The following is a 21,052-nucleotide window of genomic DNA, read 5'->3' as shown; positions in this document are numbered from 1 at the left end:
TACACAATTATGTAACATTATGAATGACAATATTTACCGCAAACGTACACAGAAAGATTATACTATGAGTTTTAAACTTTCGGTTGTATCGGAAGTAGAAAAAGGCGAACTAACTTACAAACAGGCTCAACTTAAATATGGGATTCAAGGTCGTAGCACTGTTTTAGTATGGTTAAGAAAATATGGTAACTTTGATTGGGATCATCAAACACCATCTACTATGCCAAAATCACCAGAACAAAAACTATTAGAGTTAGAACAAAAATTACGTCAATTAGAAAAGCAAAATAATCGTTTAAAAGCTCAAGCAGCAGCAGTAGAGAAGAAAGCGATACTATTTGATATGATGATTGATTTAGCTGAGAAAGAGTATAAGATTCCTATCAGAAAAAACTCCAAAACCGAGTAATTGATATGTTTGTTTTACAAAAGAAAGAAAGTATTTCTTCCACCTGTAAATTACTCGGGTTTAGTAGGCAGGTGTATTATCGAGCTAATTATAGAGTTACCAAAGCTCACACCATAGCCAATAAGGTTGTTGAGTTGGTTAAGGATGTAAGAATGGAACAGCCAAGAATTGGAACAAGAAAACTGTATTATATTCTTTCAGAAGAATTAGGCAGTTTAGGTGTAGGAAGGGATCAATTATTTGATATTTTACGAGCTAATAAACTATTGATAAAACGACAAAAAAGTTACCATATTACAACCAACTCACATCATCGTTTTAGAAAACATGCTAATCTTATTGAAACTTTGGAAGTAAATCGACCAGAACAAGTATGGGTAGCAGATATTACTTATTTAGGGAGCCGTAAAAAACCTATGTATTTATCATTAATTACAGATGCATATTCTAAGAAAATTGTGGGATACCATTTGGATAAAACTTTAGCGGTGAACTCAACTGTAAAAGCCTTGGTCATGGCTATAAAAAACAGAGTATATCCAGAGAAGGAACTTATCCATCATTCAGATAGAGGGATACAGTACTGTAGTAACATCTATCAAGATATTTTGTCAAAACAAAAGCTTAAATGCAGTATGACAGAATCATATGATCCATATCAAAATGCCATAGCTGAAAGGGGTAATGGAATCTTGAAACAAGAGTTCTTTACCAATACTACAAATCTAGATATTAAGATAATGGAGAAAATAGTAAAACAATCAATAACTATTTATAACTCTAAAAGACCGCATTGGTCATGTCATTTTAAAACTCCTGACCAAGCACATCAACAAAACATTATGAAAATAAAATCATATCGAAAAAAAACATCATCTAAAGCTATAACTTTAGATGATGTTTAATATATTTAATCAATAAATAACTGTAACGGTTATTTAGGACTAGTCATTTTTTTTATTGATGATTAATTATTCTTTAAAGAAAGTAAGTTGGTAAACAGCTTATACGCTCCTGGTACTCCAGCTGGTAGCTCTCTAAAGAAGCTTAAACCTGTGTAAATATAGTTCCCTTTACCGTATTTTGCTACTAATAAACTTCCTTTTTTAGGAGTTTCACCTTTATCATTCATTGATAATATTGGTGTATATTCTTTACTCCAACTATTCGGAAAATACAAACCTCTTTCCTGTACCCAACCATTAAAATCTGTAGCGGTTATTTTATTTGGGGATTGTAAAACCGCATGCTCTTTAGCTAACATTTCTACCTTAGCAAGCTCATCAGTTACTCTATCCCTTGATAATTTTAATTCATAAGGTGCTTTTACATCTACTCTACGGTTGGTATTATATTGTACAATTACATTTCCACCTTTGTTTGCGTATTCAAGTAAATACTTTTGTTTAAACTGTAGCTCTTTTTTAGTATTGTATGCTCTAATTCCTACTACAACTGCATCAAATTTAGATAAACTTTTATCATTAATTTCAGCAGGTACTATTTCTGTTACTTTATACCCTATTTGACGTAAACTTTCAGGAACTGCATCTCCAGAGCCCTGAATATACCCTATATGGCTTCCTTCTTTTTTAATATTTAAACGAACAACTTTTGCTTGTGAAGGTAACAATACCGATTGTTTAGGAATGTGTGTGTAATTAATCTCTACTAACTCCTTATCAAACTTTTTCCCATTCAACTTTGCGATAGCTTTTATATAACCTTCAGACTCCTTTACTGTTGGAGTTACCATAAAGTCAACCTGCTGGATATCTCCTTTTTGCTCAATAGAAAAAGCTCTTTTCTCTGGCGATACTTTCCATCCTTTGGGAATTTCTAAAGACACGCTTCCTTGAGTATTTTTATCCCCAGCTCTTACTTCAATACTTACTTTTCTTGCGCCTTCTTTTGGAAAAATCAGTACTTTATCTTTTAACTTTGTTGTAACCTTTGGTAGTATTTCAAAAGGCTCATATATCTCTCCTTTATCACGTTGAGAATATCTATACACAACAGGCTTAGTAAATGAAATTGTTTGATTTTCTATGGTTAATGTATATTTTACTTCTAGTGACCTCTTGCTTTCTGGATTACCTCTTATTGTTTGATCTTCTACTTTATACATCCCTAAATCCCAAGGTAATGCTAACCAATAAGGTGCTGAATATGCTACATTACCTACAGTTATTGTTTCTTTAAAATTCTTTTTTTGATTTAAAGCTAAATCTAAATTCTTTACTATCTTCTTTCCTTCTGGTAAAATTTCTAAAGAAGTTAATGCCATAGATACTGAACTTCTATTTAATACTTCAAAATTTAATTCCACTTGACTATTAGGAACCGTACTATTACCTGAAGCTGAAGTTTCTAAATACAATCCTGCACAAGCTTCAATTATTTCTTTAAGTTCTTTTGTTTTAATTTGTTTCCAGTGTTCATCTTTTAAAGCTTGTACTTTCCCGTACGCTTTTAATAAAGCTGGTAAATGCTTAGATGGATTTACAAAATTGAAGTTTTTTTCTACTTCATATAAAATAGCGCCAATCTCTCCTCCTCCTTTAATACGACTCCAAGTAGTATTGATCCCTGAAAAAATATCTTTTTTATCTTTAGGAAACTCTCCTTTTAAAAATTCTACATACTCCTCTTGAGTTCCTCTGGTAGTTAAACGTCCAAATCCTTGGCATAAATGTTGGCTACTAGCCATAGAAGCTAACTCGTTATTAGAAAGTCCTTTTAGCGGATAATACACACCTACATCAAAGCTTAGCATTTTACTTTTATCTGCTTTTGCAAACTTTTCTCTACTTCCATAAAACCACCAAGATGTGTTAAAAAACAATCTATTTGGTTGCCATGTTTCTGTATATTTTAATTGCTCTGGATATTTTGATTTATCTGCTGCCAAATCAAAAGCATTAACACTTAGCATAGCTGATGCAGTATGATGTCCATGTGTAGTCCCAGGTGTTCTATGATTAAAACGATTGATGATTACATCTGGTTTAAATGTACGAATTGCCCAAACAACATCTGCCAAGACTTTTTCTTTATCCCAAATTTTTAAAGTTTCATCAGGATGTTTTGAATAGCCAAAATCATTAGCTCTAGAAAAACGTTGTTCACCGCCATCAACCCCTCTTGCTGCCAAAAGTTCTTGTGTTCTAATTACTCCTAATAATTCTCTTATTTCTGGACCTATTAAATTTTGTCCGCCATCGCCACGAGTTAATGATAAATAGGCTGTACGTGCCTTTTCATGATTGGCTAAATAGGCTATTAAACGGGTATTCTCATCGTCAGGATGCGCTGCTATATACAATGCCGAACCTAAAAAGTTAAGCTTTTGTATTTTTTCATAAATCTGATTTGAAGTTAGTTTTTGAGGTTTTTGTGCTATTATTGATGTAGTTACCAATAAAAAAGAAAGAAAAATAGTGACTCTTTTGTTCATTCTTAGGGTTTTGATTGCCTAACAAATGTAAGTTTTTTATAAGGGGATTTTAGTAAATTAACAAAATGCTAACATTTTTTCTATTGAACCTATACTATTATAGTAAGTGTATATCGAGTTTATTTAACTTTTATACTATTCTTTTAATTTCTTAAAAAAATACACAGAGAGTTCGTTAGTAGTTTCAACCTTATATTGCATAGTATTTTCATCAAAAAACATGTCAAATTCCTGAGTCATATCGCTTACAAACTCATATTTATTAAGACCAATTCTCCTCCATTGTAACATAGAAACTTCCTTGTCACAGTCTCCATTACTTTCTAATGTAAAAGAATTAAAAATATGATCTCCATTTATTTTGAATTCTCTACTTGTATTTTTTTCACAGCCTTGTGGCATAAGAATCTCAGCATCATCGTAGCCTTTTTCTATTACAGTAACATGACCTAATATCCATTTACCTACTATTGGATCTTTAACCTCTTTTATATCACTTTCATTAATTAGGTTACCATCACTAACCAATACTTTTGCATTCATAGGAAGTACCATTCCTTCTCTTATAGAAAAAAATAATTAAAACCACCATTGATAGCCTCCTTATCTTCTAAAACTTTTACTTTTTCATTATTTATATAAACTTCGTAAGTCAAATTATCCTTATCTCTATCCTCTACCTTACTCCAAGAAAGAAACACAGTATTACCTATATCTGACCATGTAATATCTAACATAGGTTTATCAGGAGCTGAATTCTGTATTTCATTTACATCTTTATCAGAACAAGAAAATAAAATACTACCAAACAATACCAAAAAGGCCAACTGGAGTTTTAATATTTTTGCTTTCATGGTTTTTAGCTTTTAAATATAAAACTTTACACAAAACACTCGTCCTTAAATCCAATTAAATATAATTTTTCTTGTGCACGAGTAACCGCAGTATATAACCAGCGTAAATACTCAATATTTGGACCGTCTGGTAAATAAGGTTGCTCTATAAAGATAGTTTTCCATTGTCCTCCCTGTGATTTATGACAAGTCATAGCATAAGAAAACTTAACTTGTAAAGCGTTAAAATACTTATTCTTTTTAACCCCCATAAATTGCTTATACTTTGATTTTTCATGTGCAAAATCTTCTTTAACCGCTTCATACAACTTATTCGATTCTTCATAAGTCAATGACGGACTTTCACTTGTTAAAGTATCTAATAACAACACAGTATCAAAAGGTTTCATATCAGGATAATCAATCATTCTAATTTCAACCTCAGCAAACTTAAAACCATATAACTCTTTTATGTTATGAATATGCATTACTTCGCATATATCTCCATTGGCTATAAAACCAGCAGAAGACGAATCTTTCAACCAGAAATAATTGTTTTTAACCACCATAACATAATCTCCCGTAGAAATCTCACTTTCTTGTCCTCTAATTTTAGTACGTATTTGTTGATTGTACTGATTGGCTCTTTTATTAGAACGAACAATAATTGCCGTATCCTCTACGCCAATATCACCATCATAAGCACCAGTTATAGCATCTTGAATATCATAACCATCTTGTAAACGAATAATATCTGGAAAGTTAACGTCAAATTTAAAGTCGGTAGCTTCATTTTGAATTAATAAACGTAAATCCGTAGCATTAAACAAAATACCAGAGTTTTCTTGTTGTCTTACCACTTCATCTAATTCTATCTCGGTAATATCTTTATTAAACTCAAAAGAAAGTTTATCAGCCTCCAAAGCAGGACTCACAGTTAATTTTACTGGAGGTAACTGAGCCGTATCTCCAATAAAAACAATCTTACAATTTTTACCAGAGTACACATAAGCTATTAAATCATCAAGCAATGATCCATTTTCAAACAATTTTGCATTTTGTTTTTCATCAGAAATCATAGAAGCTTCATCCACTATAAACACAGTGTTTGTATGTTTATTAGGTTGCATTACAAAACTTACACCTCCACTACCTTGTTTTTTAGGAAAATATATTTTTTTATGAATGGTAAAAGCCTGTTTACCTGAATATCCTGAAATTACTTTAGCTGCTCTTCCTGTAGGAGCTAATAACACCGCTTTTTTACCAGCACGCCACAAATTATTAACCACTGTACTAATAGTGGTTGTTTTCCCTGTTCCTGCATACCCTTTTAAAACAAAAAGTGCTCTTTCATTATCTTCAAAAATAAAATTTGTTAATTCATTTAAAAGCTCATTTTGCTTATAAGTAGGTTTATAAGGAAATTTTTGGATAATTTCTGTGTAAAATTTGTGTGCCGATGCTATCATAAAATAAAATAATGTTCAAAGATAAATGTATTTATAGTTAAAAATTTTCATCATTAAAAAAAAATTGTAGATTTGCGAATATCATATATTAAAAACTATAAAAATGAATTTATTATTAATGATTTTAGCGGCTGTAGTTGTTGCAATTTTACTAGCTATAATTATTGTGAAATTTGTACCACTGAAAATGAGGTGGTTAATCTCTATATTATTATTAGTAGCTTCTGTTTTCTTAGGGTATAAAATTTATCAAGGTATAATGGAGCCAATAAAATTTGCAAAAGATAAAAAGGTACGTTACGCTAAGGTTATTAAGAAGTTAAAACTAATCCGTGATGCAGAAGTTAAATACAACGAGGTAAACGGTAAATATGCTAAGCATAAAGATACTTTAATCAAATTTATTGAAAATGGTAAATTAGCCTTAACTGAAACTAAGAATGTTGAAGTTGAAGAAGATAGAGGTGGTGGAATTAAAATTAAAGTTTCTAAAAAAGTTGTTGATACTATTGGATACGAGCCAGTATTGAAATACTTTGAAGGTAAAGACTATACGAATATGTTTAAAGTTCCTGGAACTGATGTAGAATTTGACTTGGCTACAGGAGTTGTTGAAAAAGTAACTGGTTTATTTGTTCCTGTTTTTGAAGCTAAGGTTAGTAAAGAACCTATTTTAAAAGGAATGAACAGATCTTTAGTTAAACAAGAATTAGAAGCTGTAGAAACAGACCAAGTAAAAGGACCATTTGTTTCTGTAGGTTCATTAAGTGAAGTAACTACAGGTGGAAATTGGCCTCCAGCTTATGATAAAGAGGATGCAGCTAATAAAAAAGACTAAAAATTCTGGCGCATATGCGCAACATAAAAATCTATCCATCCAATTCAGTTTGGATGGATTTTATTTTTGTATTACCAATAGCATTACTAAAGAGGCTATAGTATATACGGAATATGTTTTTGAAAAGAGTATTGACTCTCCTGAGTTATTACTTGAAAAAGTGATTCAAATTTTTAAAGAAGATAAAGACCTACAGCAAGATTTTGATACAGTATTTGCCATTCATCAAAATAATTTAGCTACATTAGTTCCTGATGAGTTTTTTGATAAGGATAACTTAAAAGCGTATCTTTCTTATACTATAAAAACACTTTTTACAGACTTTATTACATATGATTCTCTTGAGAAAATTAAAGCTAATTTAGTATACATTCCATATGTAAACATTAACAATTTTATTTTTCAAAATTTTGGAGAATTTGAATACAAACATCATGCATCCATTTTATTAGATAAAATTTTAGCCCACAGTAAAAAACATACACTTAGTACAGCTTTTTATGTTCATGTTGGTAAAATGCTCATGGATATCATTATTATAAAAGATAATGAATTGGTGCTATACAACTCTTTTAACTATCAGAGTAAAGAAGATTTTATTTACTATATCCTTTTTGTTGCTGAACAACTAGATTTAAACCCAGATACGTTTACCTTGCTATTATCTGGTGCTATTGAAAAAGATTCTGACCTCTATTCTATTACATACAAATACGTTAGAAATGTCCAATTTATAGAAAGTACTAGTACTTTTTTTACTAATGAAGATGAATTTTCTAATCATTCAACTTATATCTTATTATAAATGCGTATAATTTCAGGAAAATACAAAAGTAAACGAATTTCAGCTCCTAAAAACCTACCAGTTCGTCCAACAACCGACATGGCTAAGGAGTCATTATTTAACATTTTAAATAACTTATACTACTTCGATAGTATTTCAGTGATTGATTTGTTTGCTGGTACTGGTAATATTAGTTATGAATTTGCCTCTAGAGGTACTGAAAATATATATGCTATTGATGCGCATTTTAATTGCATTAAGTTCATCAATCAAATATCTAAAGAACTTGATTTAGGAATCACCACCTACAAAAGTGATGTGTATAAATTTTTAGAAAAAACGCCATTAAAGGTAGATATTATTTTTGCTGACCCTCCATATGATTTTAAAGAAGAAGATTTTTTAAAAATAGCTGATCTAACATTTGAAAGAGGTTTATTAAACGAGGAAGGTACTCTAATTATAGAACACTCCAAACATACCGACCTTTCAAACCACCCTTATTTTAGTTACGATAAACGATATGGCGGTAATGTTTTTAGCTTTTTTGAAATAAATACCGAAGACTAAAAGATAGATACTTAACTTTTACCGTAGTAACAAAGTCATCTAACGAAATTATAATTAAAACGCGTCTTTAAAAACATAACTTTAGGATTAATAATTTATAACCTATTATTATGGACTTTCAAGTATCCTCTATCAACAATCAATTTATTTTAAGTGGCGTAATTCAAGCTCAAAACTTTAAAAAAGTAAAAAAAGGGATTACTTCACTTTTAAAAAAGTATCATACTATAATATTAGATATTAATAATGTTTCAAAAATGGATGCTTATTCCGTAAACTCTATAATTAATATATTTGAAAAAACCTCTAACACTAATAAAGATATTAGTATCAAAGGTTTTGGTGCGAAAGATATTTATGATGAGTTAATTCAAAAAAACATCGTCTGAAAACATATGTAACCGAATGGTAATAGTATTGTTTTTAATTCTAAAACACCCTTACACCATTTTTCCATATTTACTATTATTTACGTAGTTGGATCCAGTACCAACCTGTTATCAATTATACTCTGTACAACTTCTGGGTTTAACAATGTAGAAACATCCCCCAAACTATCTAGTTCATTATGCGCTATTTTTCGTAAAATTCGGCGCATAATTTTTCCTGATCTAGTTTTAGGAAGACCTACTGTAAACTGAATTTTATTCAGCTTAGCTATAGGGCCAATATGTTCTGTTATAATTTGATTTATCTCTTTTCGAAGATTATCATGATCTCTACCTTCTCCCGTTTCTTTTAAAATTACATAACCGTACAAAGCATTTCCTTTAATATCATGCGGAAAACCAACAATAGCACTCTCAGCAACAGCTGGATGCTCATTTATCGCATCTTCAATAGGTGCTGTTCCTAAGTTATGTCCAGAAACAATTATTACATCATCTACTCTACCAGTAATTCTATAATACCCAACTTCGTCTCTTAAAGCACCATCTCCTGTGAAGTACTTATTTTCAAAAGCTGAGAAATATGTATCCTTATAACGTTGATGATTTCCCCAAATAGTCCTAGCCATAGAAGGCCAAGGAAATTTTACACACAGTCTTCCATCAACTTGATTTCCGTTTATTTCATTACCTGTCTCATCCATTAATGCTAACTGGATTCCAGGTAAAGGTAAGGTTGCATAAGTTGGCTTTGTTGGTGTAGCATAAGGCAACGGAGAAATCATAATCCCTCCTGTTTCAGTTTGCCACCATGTATCTACAATTGGGCTTTTTTTCTTACCTACATTATCATTATACCAATGCCATGCTTCTTCATTAATAGGCTCTCCTACCGTTCCTAAAACTTTTAATGTAGAAAGATTGTAAGAATCAACATAGTCTAAATTTTCTTTTGCCAATGCTCTAATGGCTGTTGGTGCTGTATAAAATTGAGTTACTTTATGCTTTTCAACCACTTCCCAAAAGCGTCCATAATCTGGATAACTTGGTACTCCCTCAAACATAACTGTAGTTGCTCCATTGGCTAATGGACCATATACAATATAACTATGTCCAGTAATCCAACCAATATCCGCCGTACACCAATACACATCATCTTCTCTATAATTAAATACGTTTTTAAACGTATAAGCGGTATATACCATATAACCAGCCGTGGTATGTAACATTCCTTTAGGGCTTCCTGTAGATCCAGAAGTATAAAGAATAAACAAAGGATCTTCTGCGTCCATTATTTCAGGTTCACAAACATCAGAAGCTTTGTCTAATAAAGGTTGTAGCCATTTATCTCTACCTTCTTTCATTGAAATGTCTGTAGCAATTCTCTTAGCTACTAAAACAGTATCTACTGTATTACAACTTTCTAAGGCTTCATCTACAATTCCTTTTAAGTCTATTATTTTTGCCCCTCTAAAAGAACCGTCTGAGGTTATTACCATTTTAGCCTCACAATCATTGACTCTTGTTGCCAATGCTGTTGAAGAAAACCCAGCAAATACTACAGAATGTACTGCCCCAATTCTAGCACATGCTAAAACCGAAATGGCCAACTCTGGAATCATTGGTAAATAGATACAAACCCTATCACCTTTTTTAATTCCGTTTTCCTTTAAAACATTTGCAAACTTACAAACTCGTTTATGTAGTTCTTTATAACTAATATGAATTGCTGCATCCTTTGGATCATTCGGTTCAAATAAAATAGCCGTTTTATCACCTCTTACCTGTAAATGTCTATCAATACAGTTTTCAGTAATATTTAATTTAGCACCTTCAAACCACTTTACTTCTGGTTTTGAAAAATCATAACTTAATACATTATTCCAGCGCTTTCTCCATACAAAATGTTCTTCTGCTATTTCTTCCCAAAACATCTCTGGGTTTCGTACTGATTTTCTATAAACTTGATAATATTCTTCTAAATGTTTTATATGATAGTTGCTCATTTACACAAAATTTTATGTTTCCCGAATCTAATCTACTATTTTTTTTCCTTGGTTTCATATTTTTTCTACTAACAACATAAGATTACTGATTAATATTTATATTTGGTTTATATGGAGCTATCTTTTCTTATTGAAACTGCCCTAGAAAATTGGTATGTAATTTTATTATTTTTTACCATTGCTATACTATACTCCTCTGTTGGTTTTGGAGGTGGCTCTAGTTATCTTGCTGTATTGGCTATTACTGGTTTAGCTTTTACTGAAATAAGAAGTACTAGTTTACTTTGTAACATTGTAGTAGTATCAAGTAATGTTGTATTATTTTGGAAAAGAAAATTATACAACTGGAAAAAAGTAACGCCTTTAGTTCTTTTTAGTATTCCCATGGCTTTTTTAGGAGGCTACTTACAAATAAGTCAGCACATATTTTTTATTCTTTTAGGAATCACCTTACTATTAGCTGCTATTACTATGTGGTATTCTAAAACCATAAACACACTTAAAACAGGCAACAACAACTTATCTTTAACCAAAAACATAACTTATGGCGGTTTTATTGGTTTTATTTCAGGAATGGTGGGTATAGGCGGAGGCATTTTTTTAGCTCCTTTATTACACTTAACAAATTGGGACACGCCTAAAAGAATAGCGGCAACCGCTAGTTTTTTTATTCTTTTGAATTCAATTAGTGGTTTAATTGGTCAATATATCAATCCAAAATTTTCTATTAACTGGCAATTTACTTCTATCTTATTAATTACCGTTTTTATAGGAGGACAAATTGGAAACCGACTAAGTAATAAGCTTCTCACTCCTATTCAGCTTAAAAAAGCTACAGCTATCCTTATTGCTTTTGTTAGTATAAAAATACTTTTAAAATAGTATTCCTCCCATTTTTAAACCTGTACATAACTACACTTATACTTGAATAATACACAGTAAAGACTCTTCTACTCTTTTCATTTGAATTTACAAGTAACTTTATAGTAACATATAAAACTACACTATATATAACTTTTAAATTTTCTAACCATGAAACTACGTATTTATCCCTCAATAGGAATTGCAAGACTTGGAAATGGCCCTGCTACTAAAGAAGATGTTGTTTTTACACCTGAAGTACCTTGGAAAAATCTTTATGACACTACAGAGGTTTACCACACTGCAGATGGTGCTTTAAAAAAGCAAGCACAACGCTTCTACATTTATGAATGTGACGACCAAGGAAATCCTACACAAAAATTTTCTATTGAAGAGTACAAAAAAACACATCCTGATACTAAAGTAAGTATTACATGGACAGTGGAAGTTGCTAACAAAAAACCTTTTTGGTATGACTTCAATAATAGTTTAGATTTGTCTATAAAAGATAGCACACCAAATTTAAGTCCAAATTTTGCCAATCCAAATAGCATTGCCCCAGGCATAGGAGCTTCCAGAAGAAATCCAAACGTTTTAGATGAAAAATTAATACAGAAATCTGATGTTAATTTTAGACAAGAACTAGTAAACAGCCCAAGTGCAGTAACGGTTTCTGATGAACCTAACCAAACTAAAAAAGAAATTGGAGGTCAATTTCCTTTTCCTTTAAAAGGCTCTCAAAATAGTAACATAGCTGCGGCTATGAATACCAATTCAAGAAATGTTAATCTAGGTACTGTTGAATATGATAATGGTAACTTAATTTTTTATCCAGGAGATGGAATCTCTGCCGCTTTAAATCCTTCAGATTTGAATACCGACTTTGCAGACAACTCTAACTGGTATGATGATATTTGTGACGGAAAAGTAACTGCTGTAGTGACTATAGATGGTACTACTTATAATCTTGACACAGAAAATGAAGCTGCTTGGATAGCTACTGCACCACCAGATTATGCACCACAAATTCAACCATTAGCTACCATGTATGATTTAATTTGTGGTATTGATAATAAAAGTTACGATACCGATTTTAGTTTAATTTTCCCTATTCTTTATAGGTTATATAGAATGCAATGGGTGAATTTAAGTGATTTCCTATCGCCTTCTTTTAGAGAAACTATAGACCAACTAACTCCAGAAGAGTTTAGTTATTTATACTCTTTACCAGCGGATCAGGAAGCTGCTAAAAATGCAAGACTTTTAAGAGAAACTATTTTTAATTCATTTAGAGATCCGCTATACAATTACAATAACGAACCAATAATACCAAGTAAAAACAAAACCGATTTAACCAATCTTGGTAGTGGTACTGAAGAATTAAAATATCCGTTTTATCCAGGTGATGGAATTAACTACCCTGGAAGCCCTGCACAATGGTTTGCCATTCCTCCTATTTTATATGAAGAGTTAAAAAAGTGGAGAGACGGTAACTTTACACCTCTTAGTGGTTCTTATACTACTATGGATCAAATAGGACTTTATTATCAAGCGCAATATATTGAAGCTTCAAAAGACGGTGCTAAAAGTGCTTTGTTAATGACCAGAGCCGTGTTAGAAACTTTATATGGCGGAGGTTTTCATCCAGGCGTAGAGCTTACTTGGCCAATGCGTCACAAACAGATGTATTCTCAAAATGCGGTAGCTTTTTCTAAAGTGACAGATAATGCCTCTTTCTTTGGTTTACGTGAAATTAGAATTGCCGTAGCAACACCCGAACAACAAGAAGCCGTTTTTTACAAAGACTTTGGTTTTGAAATGACTTCAGACAATATTGCTGCTTCCTTAGCAGGTGACGCTGATAGTATATGGCTATGGCAAATAACCCCAGGTGATTTAACAAAATGGATGGGAATACCTTGGCAGTCAGATGCAGGAAGTTGTCAAAAAGTATTTTTAGACAGTCAATATCCAATACCAGCTTGGTGGGCTGCTAATTTACCTGTAGATGTTTTAACAGAAGAGAGCTTAGTTGCTATGCGTAATGAAACCGTTACGCCAGAAACTAAACAATATATTTATGCTAATAGAACACCTTGGTTGATGACTACGGATACAGGATTTGTTGGCTATCATGCGGAAGGTGGCTATATGAACGGGTTAATTAATATGGTATATAAATGGAAAGATGTTGGTGTGGTAGCTGCTAGAGAGGCACAAACCAATGGAATACCTGAACTAGTTTATGTAGCAGCAGAAAGTAAAAATGTTAGGGATAAAATGAGTGTATTTTTAGGAAAATCTTTTCCAAAAACAGATGTTACTCTAACGCCTCCAAGTATTTACTATAGTAATGAAAGAGACATGGTATGGATTCCAGAAGGAAAACAAATTACCTTATCTTCTAAACCAGACGGAACAGGCGATATTAATGTAGATGATGAACTAGAAGTATATGTAAATGGACAAAAAGTAGCTTCGTTTGACTTTAGCGGTGGCGGAACTGGGAATTACCCAAAACCACCTCAAAATGTTACCACTAACTTCAATTCATTCTTAAACTCTTTTGTGACTATAAAAGTAGTGTATAAAGATTTACATGGTGGTAAAAAAGAAGCGTATAACCTTTACATTTCATTCCACTAAACATGAATCCTGAGACTCATTTACATACCGATGTTCTTATTGTTGGCAAAGGAGTCTCAGGACTTGTTTTAAGCTATTTGTTAGAAAAAAAAGGAATTAACGTTGCTTTTCTAGATAAAGAAACGAATACTTCAAAAATAATTCTAGCAGAAACAATTCCGCCTTCTACACTAGCTTTATTAGATCAACTACAATTACTTTCTGTATTTGAAAGTTGTGCTACTAAAACTTATGGTTATCAATCTATATGGAACAGTAACCAAATACATGAGGAAACTTTTTTTAAACACAATCCTTTTAAACACGGATTAAAACTTAATAAAAAACAATTAATCAATACGCTAGAAAAGCAACTTAATAGTAAAGTTATCAACTATCAAACCTTAAAAGAACTTCAAATAACTGAGCAAGGTGTTGTTAGTAAAATCCAACTTGATAATAATATCCAAACTATTTCAAGCAAACTTATTATTGATGGTACTGGTAGAAATAGAGCGGTATTAAATACTTTAAAAATTCCAACTCAAACTTTAGATGACACTATTGCCTTTATTTGTTACGTTCCTAAAACAAATGCTACATTAAAGTATGGCTTTTTTACCGAGACTTTTAATGATGGATGGGGTACGGTTTCTGACTTAAATGAAACAACTAGAATACTCACCATCTACACCTCCAAAAGTAATAGCATGTACAAAAAACTTAAACATTACAACAACTGGAAGGATGTACTCACTGAAACACAAGTATTAAAAAAACATTTACCTAATACTACCATAAACTACAAAGTGGTAGGCAGATTAGCGAATTCTTCCATCGCAAAAAAAATAACAGGTTCTAAATGGCTAGCCATTGGAGATGCTGCTATGGCTTTTGACCCTATTTCTTCTCATGGTATTTCAAACGCACTATTTTGTACACACAAAGCGAGTATCGCTATTGATGATTTTCTTTCTAAAAAAAACAATAAGGCTTTTACTACTTATGAACACATACTTTCTACTATTTTTAAAGAATATTACAGAATAAAGGAAGAATTATATACTACCCTAAAAACAGAAAAGGCAGTACATTAGTACTACCCCTTCATCCCCTTAAAAAAATGAATAATGTTACCCTAACCAGGCATTCATCATCCACAATGTTTTTTCTTGTTCCGCTATAAAATCACTCATCATAGAATTGGTTCCTTCATCAGCTGCTTCATCAGCTAACTCTAAAATCACGCGTTCTATTTTTAATAACTCAGATAATGAACTTACTATTAAGGTTACCGCTTCAACATCTTCTGTAATATTCTTTCCTACGGGAACTTTAGCTTCACTTACATAGTCATTAAAGGTATGTAAAGGCGTTCCTTGTAACGTCAAAATTCTTTCCGCTATCATGTCTACTTTTTCTTGAGCATCTGTGTAAAATTCTTCAAACTTGGTATGTAACTCAAAAAAATTCTTTCCTTTAATATTCCAATGTAAACCTCTTACATTTTGATAATATACTTGAAAGTTTGCAAGCAATACATTTAGTTCTTTTTTTAACCTTTCTGTTTTTTCTATATCTAACCCTAAAATTGTAGTTTCCATATGAATTTGATTTTGTGTCTCTTGTTATTCTGATGTCAAAATTATTGCAATTTTAAGCAGTAAAACTATAAATGATATTGATTGTTTTAATATCTTTATCAAAAAATATTATTGTAATGACCATAACACAATTAAAATATACGCTGGCAGTTGCTGAGTATAAAAACTTTACAATTGCCGCTGAGCATTGTTTTGTTACGCAGCCAACATTAAGCATGCAAATACAAAAGCTAGAGGAAGAGTTAGATGCTAAAATCTTTAATCGTTCTAAAAAACCTATTGAATTAACCGAAGTTGGGAAACGAATCGTAGAACAAGCTAAGGTTATTGTTGACGAAAGTAACCGAATTGTTGATATTGTACACCAACAAAAAGGGTATGTAGGTGGTGAATTTAAGTTAGGAATTATTCCAACCATTATGCCTACTTTATTACCTATGTTCTTAAAAACATTTAACAGAAACTACCCTAAGGTTCAACTAATTATTGAAGAGCTTACTACCGAAGAAATTGTACGTAAGCTAATGGACGGACATATTGATGCGGCTATAGCTGCTACGCCTTTAGAAAATGAAGCAATTAAAGAGCGTGTGTTATATTACGAACCTTTTGTTGGGTTAATTCCTGAAGCACATAAGCTTTTTGAGAATAACAAAATAACTGTAGAGGAATTAGATGTCGATGATTTATTACTGTTAGAAGACGGACACTGTTTTAAAGATAGTGTTATTAACTTATGTAGAACCAACAAAAAAAGTAAAAACAATCATTTCCAATTAGAAAGTGGTAGTTTTGATACACTTATAAAACTTTCAAAAGATGGTTTAGGTATGACTTTACTTCCATATTTAAATACTTTGGATTTAAATGAAGATGATAAAAGGCATTTACGTGAATTTGAAACGCCTCCACCTGCTCGTGAAGTGAGTTTAATTTATCATAAATCTCAATTAAAAATGCAATTGATAGAAGCTTTAAAAAGCACTATTGATGGTGTAGTCAGAGGCGCAATTGCTTTTAGTGACGTAGAAATTATTAGTCCGTTACAAAAAAATTAAATGAACTATACTAATGTAAGGCATTGGGAAATTAAACCCTTGACTATCGCCCTTGCAATTAAAATAAACATCCCTTCATTTTATAATAGAATGAAGGGATGTTTTGTAATAAAAAAAATTTTATAATAAACTCAAATTATTGGATACTTTTTACATATAAAGTTTGTGTAAAAGGAGCATCTAAATCAATAGTAGGAAAAGCTTTATTCCAGTCAATTCCAATATCTCCAGCATCACCAATAACTTTATTTTGGTTATTATCCCAAGCAATGTGTACATAATACCCAACTTTTCTAAAGTTCGCTACTTTGTGTAACTGAATATCTTCCTTTGGTATATTTACAGATAATGGTAAAGCAGTTGCAAAATTAGTTCCTCTATATACTTCTACAGCAGCTGCGTCAGCTAACATATCATCATATGCATAAATTACTATTTCAAAAGGAGCTTGCTTAATAGTTATTGCTTCAGTACTTTCTAAATTTAATACTAGTGTTTCTACTATAGGATCAATAACTCCTATTTTATGCTGATTAACCTTCTTTTCTTCTTTTTGAAGATTACTTAATGTTTCTAATTCATTATCATTATTACAAGAAAATGAGATTAATGATAATACTGTTGCACATGTTATTTTAAATATTGATTTCATTATTTTAATAATATTTTTGGTTTTAAAACTCCTAAACAATCTAGTATTTAGGAAAGCTTGTTTATTTAAAAAATCGCTTTTATCGGGGGTATTTATATTGAATACTATTTATTAAAATTGATTAATTCTTTGGGGGATTAATCTTTCATCTTACTTTCTTTTTTAATATCGTTTTTCAGTTATCCGATACTCGGGCAGTCAACCCAATTATGACTTTTATTGTTTTTGAATATTTAGCATCAAAATGATTTTTCAACCTAGGTTTATGCGCTTTTTTAACCATTTTAATTTTTGAATTCTTTCACCAAATCAACCCGTGTTTAGGTGTATTTTTTGGCGGGCACAAAAGAACTAAATCCCAAGTATCTTAAACCTGTTAAAATTGTTAAACATTCCTTAAATAAAAGGGGATTAAAGGTTATTTTTTAACAGTAATTGTAAAAAAACAAAAATGTTTTTACGGTAAAAAACAGTAGTCATTTATTCCTTGTTTAGTATTGCAAATAGATAACCAAACACTTAGTTTTTTTCACAAAGATTACTCTAAGAAATTCGATTTTTTTTTTAAAACTCTAGAAAACGGTAAAATGTAAAATATGGACACAAAAATCTACATTTATTTCCATGTTCAACTAAACCCTAAAACATGAAAATATTCAATTAGAAAATTTTGTTTTTTTAACAAACCTAAATTGATAATTGAATTAACAGGATTGTTATCCGCTGCGCTGCATCAAAATGTAAGCTTACAAAAGCTTCCTGCATAGGGCAACACCAAATTATAAACATACAAACCCCTTATGCAAGCTGCTAGATGAAATTGTAACCCTACAGAATCACCATACATAGTGCAGCAACGGATTGTAACCTTACAGAACTACCATGCAATCGGTATTGACTTTTGTTAACCTTACAGAACCGCCATGCAATCGGTATTGACTTCTGTTGACCTTACAGAGCCGCCATGCAGTCGGTATTGACTTCTGTTAACCTTACAGAACCGCCATGCAGCTTGTATTGACTTTTGTTAACCATACAGAACCATCATGCAGCTGGTATTGGCTTTTGTTAACCATACAGAACCGTCATGCAATCGGTATTGACTTCTGTTGACCATACAGAACCGTCATGCAATCGGTATTGACTTCTGTTGACCATACAGAATCGCCATGCAGTCGGTATTGACTTCTGTTGACATACATAATCGCCATGCAGCTGGTATTGGTTTTTGTTAACCATACAGAACCGTCATGCAATCGGTATTGACTTCTGTTGACCATACAGAACCGTCATGCAATCGGTATTGACTTCTGTTGACCATACAGAATCGCCATGCAGTCGGTATTGACTTTGTAAAACATATAAAACCGCTATACTCTAGTGCAACAAGCTTTTAGTTTTTTAAATAGTTTTTTCTAAACGAATATTATTCGAATAATATTCGTTTATCATAGCTGTTTTTATTGACTTGCTACTAAAACAAACTAAACCTAAAACGCTTTTAATAAACTACTTATGATTTTGGATTGTTATTAAACTATTTTATGGTTTTTAATTAATTAAAATCTAGTAGATTTGTAGATGTAATGGGAATAAACACCATTGTGTTTACACCTACTTTAGCGATAATAGTAAACAATGACAGTTACTCGAAAATATTACGAAGAACTTCTTGACATTTTTGCAGAGCTTATTGAAGCTGGACAAGAAGGGGTACTTCAGTATTTTGATATAAAAAAGCGAATGTATGACCTACTCGATAAAATTAATCGCTATCATCTCCTAAAAATAAATCTATCAGAAGAATTTTACTCTACCCTTTTATCCAAAAGTGAAGAGAATATTATCTCAGAAAAAAACAATCTCATTATCGAGTTATATACTCGTCTTTTAAACACATCAATTCAAAGAAATTATTTTAATCCAGATGAGCCAAATTACCTTAAATCAGTTGAAATCAATTTAGTTAATCTCGGATTTGATGATTATTGTAAAATTCACGAAGAAGTACATTCTAATTTAATTGACAGTCAAACATTTCAGTTGCATTCAAGTCGATTCCCTTCATTTAAACAGGTAACAGAAGCCGATGGATTCAAATCGTACAAAAATGAACTGACATCTGACAAACAACCAATCCGAAATAAATCAACATTAAAGAAGCTTGAAGGCGAATATATAGACATAGTAAAGAACTACTTTGAAACTAAAATCAAGGAGTACAAAGCTTATATTTTCGAAAACTATCCATCATTAATTTCTGAGTTTAAGTATTACAACAATCAAATTAGAATATATTTTTCTCGTTTTAGAGATAGTGGAGGCACTATGAGAATATATATTTATCCCAATACAAATTATAACTCTCAAGTTGTTGTTTATCCTTATGACGTAGATTTTTATGGTTCTGAATTTGAAAATATAGAAGAGCTGGACACCCCGATTGTTGGTGGTCTGGAAACTTATGTCAGACTAGATGAAGACTTTGGAAATAGATATGATCGTTTCTTAAGTATCCGAGATATACATCACGAATTACTTGATATATTTATTCGAAATGCAAGCAAAGAAGAACTAAATAGATTCATTATTTTTCTGTTAAAGACGGCAGGTTATAACTTTAATCCATTTAAGGAAATTGATAAGAAAGGATTTGATTATGCAGCAGTAAGGGAAGATGAAATTTTCCATTTCCAAGTTCTAACTCAAGAATTGAAAAATATAAATAAACTGAAAGAACTAATTAAAAATAAAGAAGTAGAAAATTTGATTTTTGTTTCTGCTTATAGGGTCTTTCATTCAATCTCTAAGCAACTTGAGAAGGAAAACATTAAACTAAAATCGCTGCATGGATTAGCATTCGAACATTTTAACAATGAGAATGGTATCCTCATTCATTGGTACATCAAGTCAAAACTAAAGGATTTAACTATTCAGAATACTGACAGCGTCAAGCAAGGTGATATATTAATTAAAAAATTAGAAGATTGTAAATTAGGACTAGAAGGTTGGAGGGATTATGAACTGATTTGTACGGAAATATTTGAATTTTTATTTAGTAATTCATTCAGAAAACTTACACATAAAACTCAATCTTACGAGCATGACGGCATATTCAGACGCGATTTAATCGTTAATAATAATTTTACTGATGCCACTTCATTTTGGTCTCAAATAAAGAGTGACTTTAATTCGAATATCATAGTCATAGATTTCAAAAATTATGGGGAGCCTTTAGATCAAAATGAGATGTATCTTCCAACAAAATATCTCAATATAAAATCAGGCAACTTCATCCTGCTTTTTACTAGAAAAGGAGTGGATGATTCTGCATCTAAATTGCAAAGAAAATTATTAGAGGATGGCAAATTGATTATTCCACTAACAGATGTTGAAGTTATAGATATGATACGAGAAAAGATGATTGGTGAAGATGTGAATTATGTGCTTGAAAATAAAAGATTCTTACTATTTGAAAAAATATAAAATCGCTA

Annotated in this window: 16 protein-coding genes and 1 pseudogene; 10 read left to right on the top strand and 7 right to left on the bottom strand. The window is 31.4% G+C overall.

The window, feature by feature from the left end; all coding sequences use genetic code 11:
- Positions 1–19 precede the first annotated feature (19 nt).
- Positions 20–1,242 (top strand): annotated as a pseudogene (locus ABNT65_RS00880) (IS3 family transposase); the annotation flags it as partial.
- A gap of 134 nt (positions 1,243–1,376) precedes the next feature.
- On the opposite strand, the gene ABNT65_RS00875 reads toward ABNT65_RS00880, so the two are convergent.
- The 4 genes from ABNT65_RS00875 to ABNT65_RS00860 form a co-directional block, all read right to left on the bottom strand.
- Positions 1,377–3,866: a PIG-L family deacetylase gene (locus ABNT65_RS00875; protein ID WP_348737026.1), complete on the bottom strand. Its 2,490-nt coding sequence runs from the start codon at positions 3,864–3,866 to the stop codon at positions 1,377–1,379.
- A 135-nt stretch (positions 3,867–4,001) separates the two neighbouring features.
- Positions 4,002–4,421 (bottom strand): hypothetical protein, encoded by a 420-nt coding sequence (locus ABNT65_RS00870; protein WP_348746899.1) that lies wholly within the window; start codon positions 4,419–4,421, stop codon positions 4,002–4,004.
- Between the two features lie 8 nt (positions 4,422–4,429).
- Positions 4,430–4,720, bottom strand: a complete 291-nt coding sequence (locus tag ABNT65_RS00865) for a hypothetical protein (RefSeq protein WP_348746898.1) — start codon at positions 4,718–4,720, stop codon at positions 4,430–4,432.
- 26 nt (positions 4,721–4,746) lie between these two features.
- A complete protein-coding gene (locus ABNT65_RS00860) occupies positions 4,747–6,171 on the bottom strand; it encodes an ATP-dependent DNA helicase (RefSeq protein ID WP_348746897.1) in 1,425 nt (474 codons plus the stop codon).
- A 103-nt stretch (positions 6,172–6,274) separates the two neighbouring features.
- Between ABNT65_RS00860 and ABNT65_RS00855 the strand changes: the two genes are divergently transcribed.
- From ABNT65_RS00855 to ABNT65_RS00840, 4 genes are all read left to right on the top strand, one after another.
- Positions 6,275–7,009, top strand: coding sequence for a hypothetical protein (locus ABNT65_RS00855; protein WP_348737032.1), 735 nt, complete (start codon positions 6,275–6,277; stop codon positions 7,007–7,009).
- Positions 6,987–7,814: a DUF3822 family protein gene (locus ABNT65_RS00850; protein ID WP_348737034.1), complete on the top strand. Its 828-nt coding sequence runs from the start codon at positions 6,987–6,989 to the stop codon at positions 7,812–7,814. Before ABNT65_RS00855 ends, ABNT65_RS00850 begins: the two co-directional genes overlap by 23 nt.
- Positions 7,815–8,363: an RsmD family RNA methyltransferase gene (locus ABNT65_RS00845; protein ID WP_348746896.1), complete on the top strand. Its 549-nt coding sequence runs from the start codon at positions 7,815–7,817 to the stop codon at positions 8,361–8,363.
- Positions 8,364–8,473: 110 nt separating this feature from the next.
- Positions 8,474–8,752 (top strand): hypothetical protein, encoded by a 279-nt coding sequence (locus ABNT65_RS00840; protein WP_348746895.1) that lies wholly within the window; start codon positions 8,474–8,476, stop codon positions 8,750–8,752.
- Between the two features lie 80 nt (positions 8,753–8,832).
- Here the strand turns inward: ABNT65_RS00840 and acs are convergent, their stop codons facing one another.
- Positions 8,833–10,758: an acetate--CoA ligase gene (gene acs, locus ABNT65_RS00835; RefSeq protein WP_348746894.1), complete on the bottom strand. Its 1,926-nt coding sequence runs from the start codon at positions 10,756–10,758 to the stop codon at positions 8,833–8,835.
- 111 nt (positions 10,759–10,869) lie between these two features.
- Between acs and ABNT65_RS00830 the strand changes: the two genes are divergently transcribed.
- The 3 genes from ABNT65_RS00830 (at position 10,870) to ABNT65_RS00820 (ending at position 15,341) form a co-directional block, all read left to right on the top strand.
- Entirely contained in the window at positions 10,870–11,640 is a 771-nt protein-coding gene (locus ABNT65_RS00830) for a sulfite exporter TauE/SafE family protein (RefSeq protein WP_348705698.1), read from the top strand.
- A gap of 150 nt (positions 11,641–11,790) precedes the next feature.
- On the top strand, positions 11,791–14,265 hold the full coding sequence (locus ABNT65_RS00825) for a LodA/GoxA family CTQ-dependent oxidase (RefSeq protein WP_348746893.1): 2,475 nt from the start codon (positions 11,791–11,793) through the stop codon (positions 14,263–14,265).
- A gap of 2 nt (positions 14,266–14,267) precedes the next feature.
- Positions 14,268–15,341: an NAD(P)/FAD-dependent oxidoreductase gene (locus tag ABNT65_RS00820; RefSeq protein WP_348746892.1), complete on the top strand. Its 1,074-nt coding sequence runs from the start codon at positions 14,268–14,270 to the stop codon at positions 15,339–15,341.
- A 36-nt stretch (positions 15,342–15,377) separates the two neighbouring features.
- Here the strand turns inward: ABNT65_RS00820 and ABNT65_RS00815 are convergent, their stop codons facing one another.
- The gene (locus ABNT65_RS00815; protein WP_348737044.1) at positions 15,378–15,848 is read right to left on the bottom strand and encodes a Dps family protein; all 471 of its coding nucleotides are present in this window, start codon (positions 15,846–15,848) and stop codon (positions 15,378–15,380) included.
- 116 nt (positions 15,849–15,964) lie between these two features.
- Here ABNT65_RS00815 and ABNT65_RS00810 point away from each other — a divergent pair, with 116 nt between their 5' ends.
- Positions 15,965–16,906 (top strand): LysR family transcriptional regulator, encoded by a 942-nt coding sequence (locus ABNT65_RS00810; protein ID WP_348705692.1) that lies wholly within the window; start codon positions 15,965–15,967, stop codon positions 16,904–16,906.
- A gap of 136 nt (positions 16,907–17,042) precedes the next feature.
- On the opposite strand, the gene ABNT65_RS00805 is transcribed toward ABNT65_RS00810, so the two are convergent.
- Complete coding sequence (locus ABNT65_RS00805) at positions 17,043–17,558, bottom strand: hypothetical protein (protein WP_348746891.1); 516 nt, start codon at positions 17,556–17,558, stop codon at positions 17,043–17,045.
- A 1,638-nt stretch (positions 17,559–19,196) separates the two neighbouring features.
- Here ABNT65_RS00805 and ABNT65_RS00800 point away from each other — a divergent pair.
- Positions 19,197–21,044: a hypothetical protein gene (locus tag ABNT65_RS00800; RefSeq protein ID WP_348746890.1), complete on the top strand. Its 1,848-nt coding sequence runs from the start codon at positions 19,197–19,199 to the stop codon at positions 21,042–21,044.
- The last annotated feature ends 8 nt before the right edge of the window (positions 21,045–21,052 follow it).

Origin of the sequence: Tenacibaculum sp. 190524A02b, assembly GCF_964036645.1 — a bacterium.
Classification (GTDB): domain Bacteria; phylum Bacteroidota; class Bacteroidia; order Flavobacteriales; family Flavobacteriaceae; genus Polaribacter; species Polaribacter vairaonense.
This window is presented reverse-complemented; position numbering and strand designations above follow the sequence as displayed.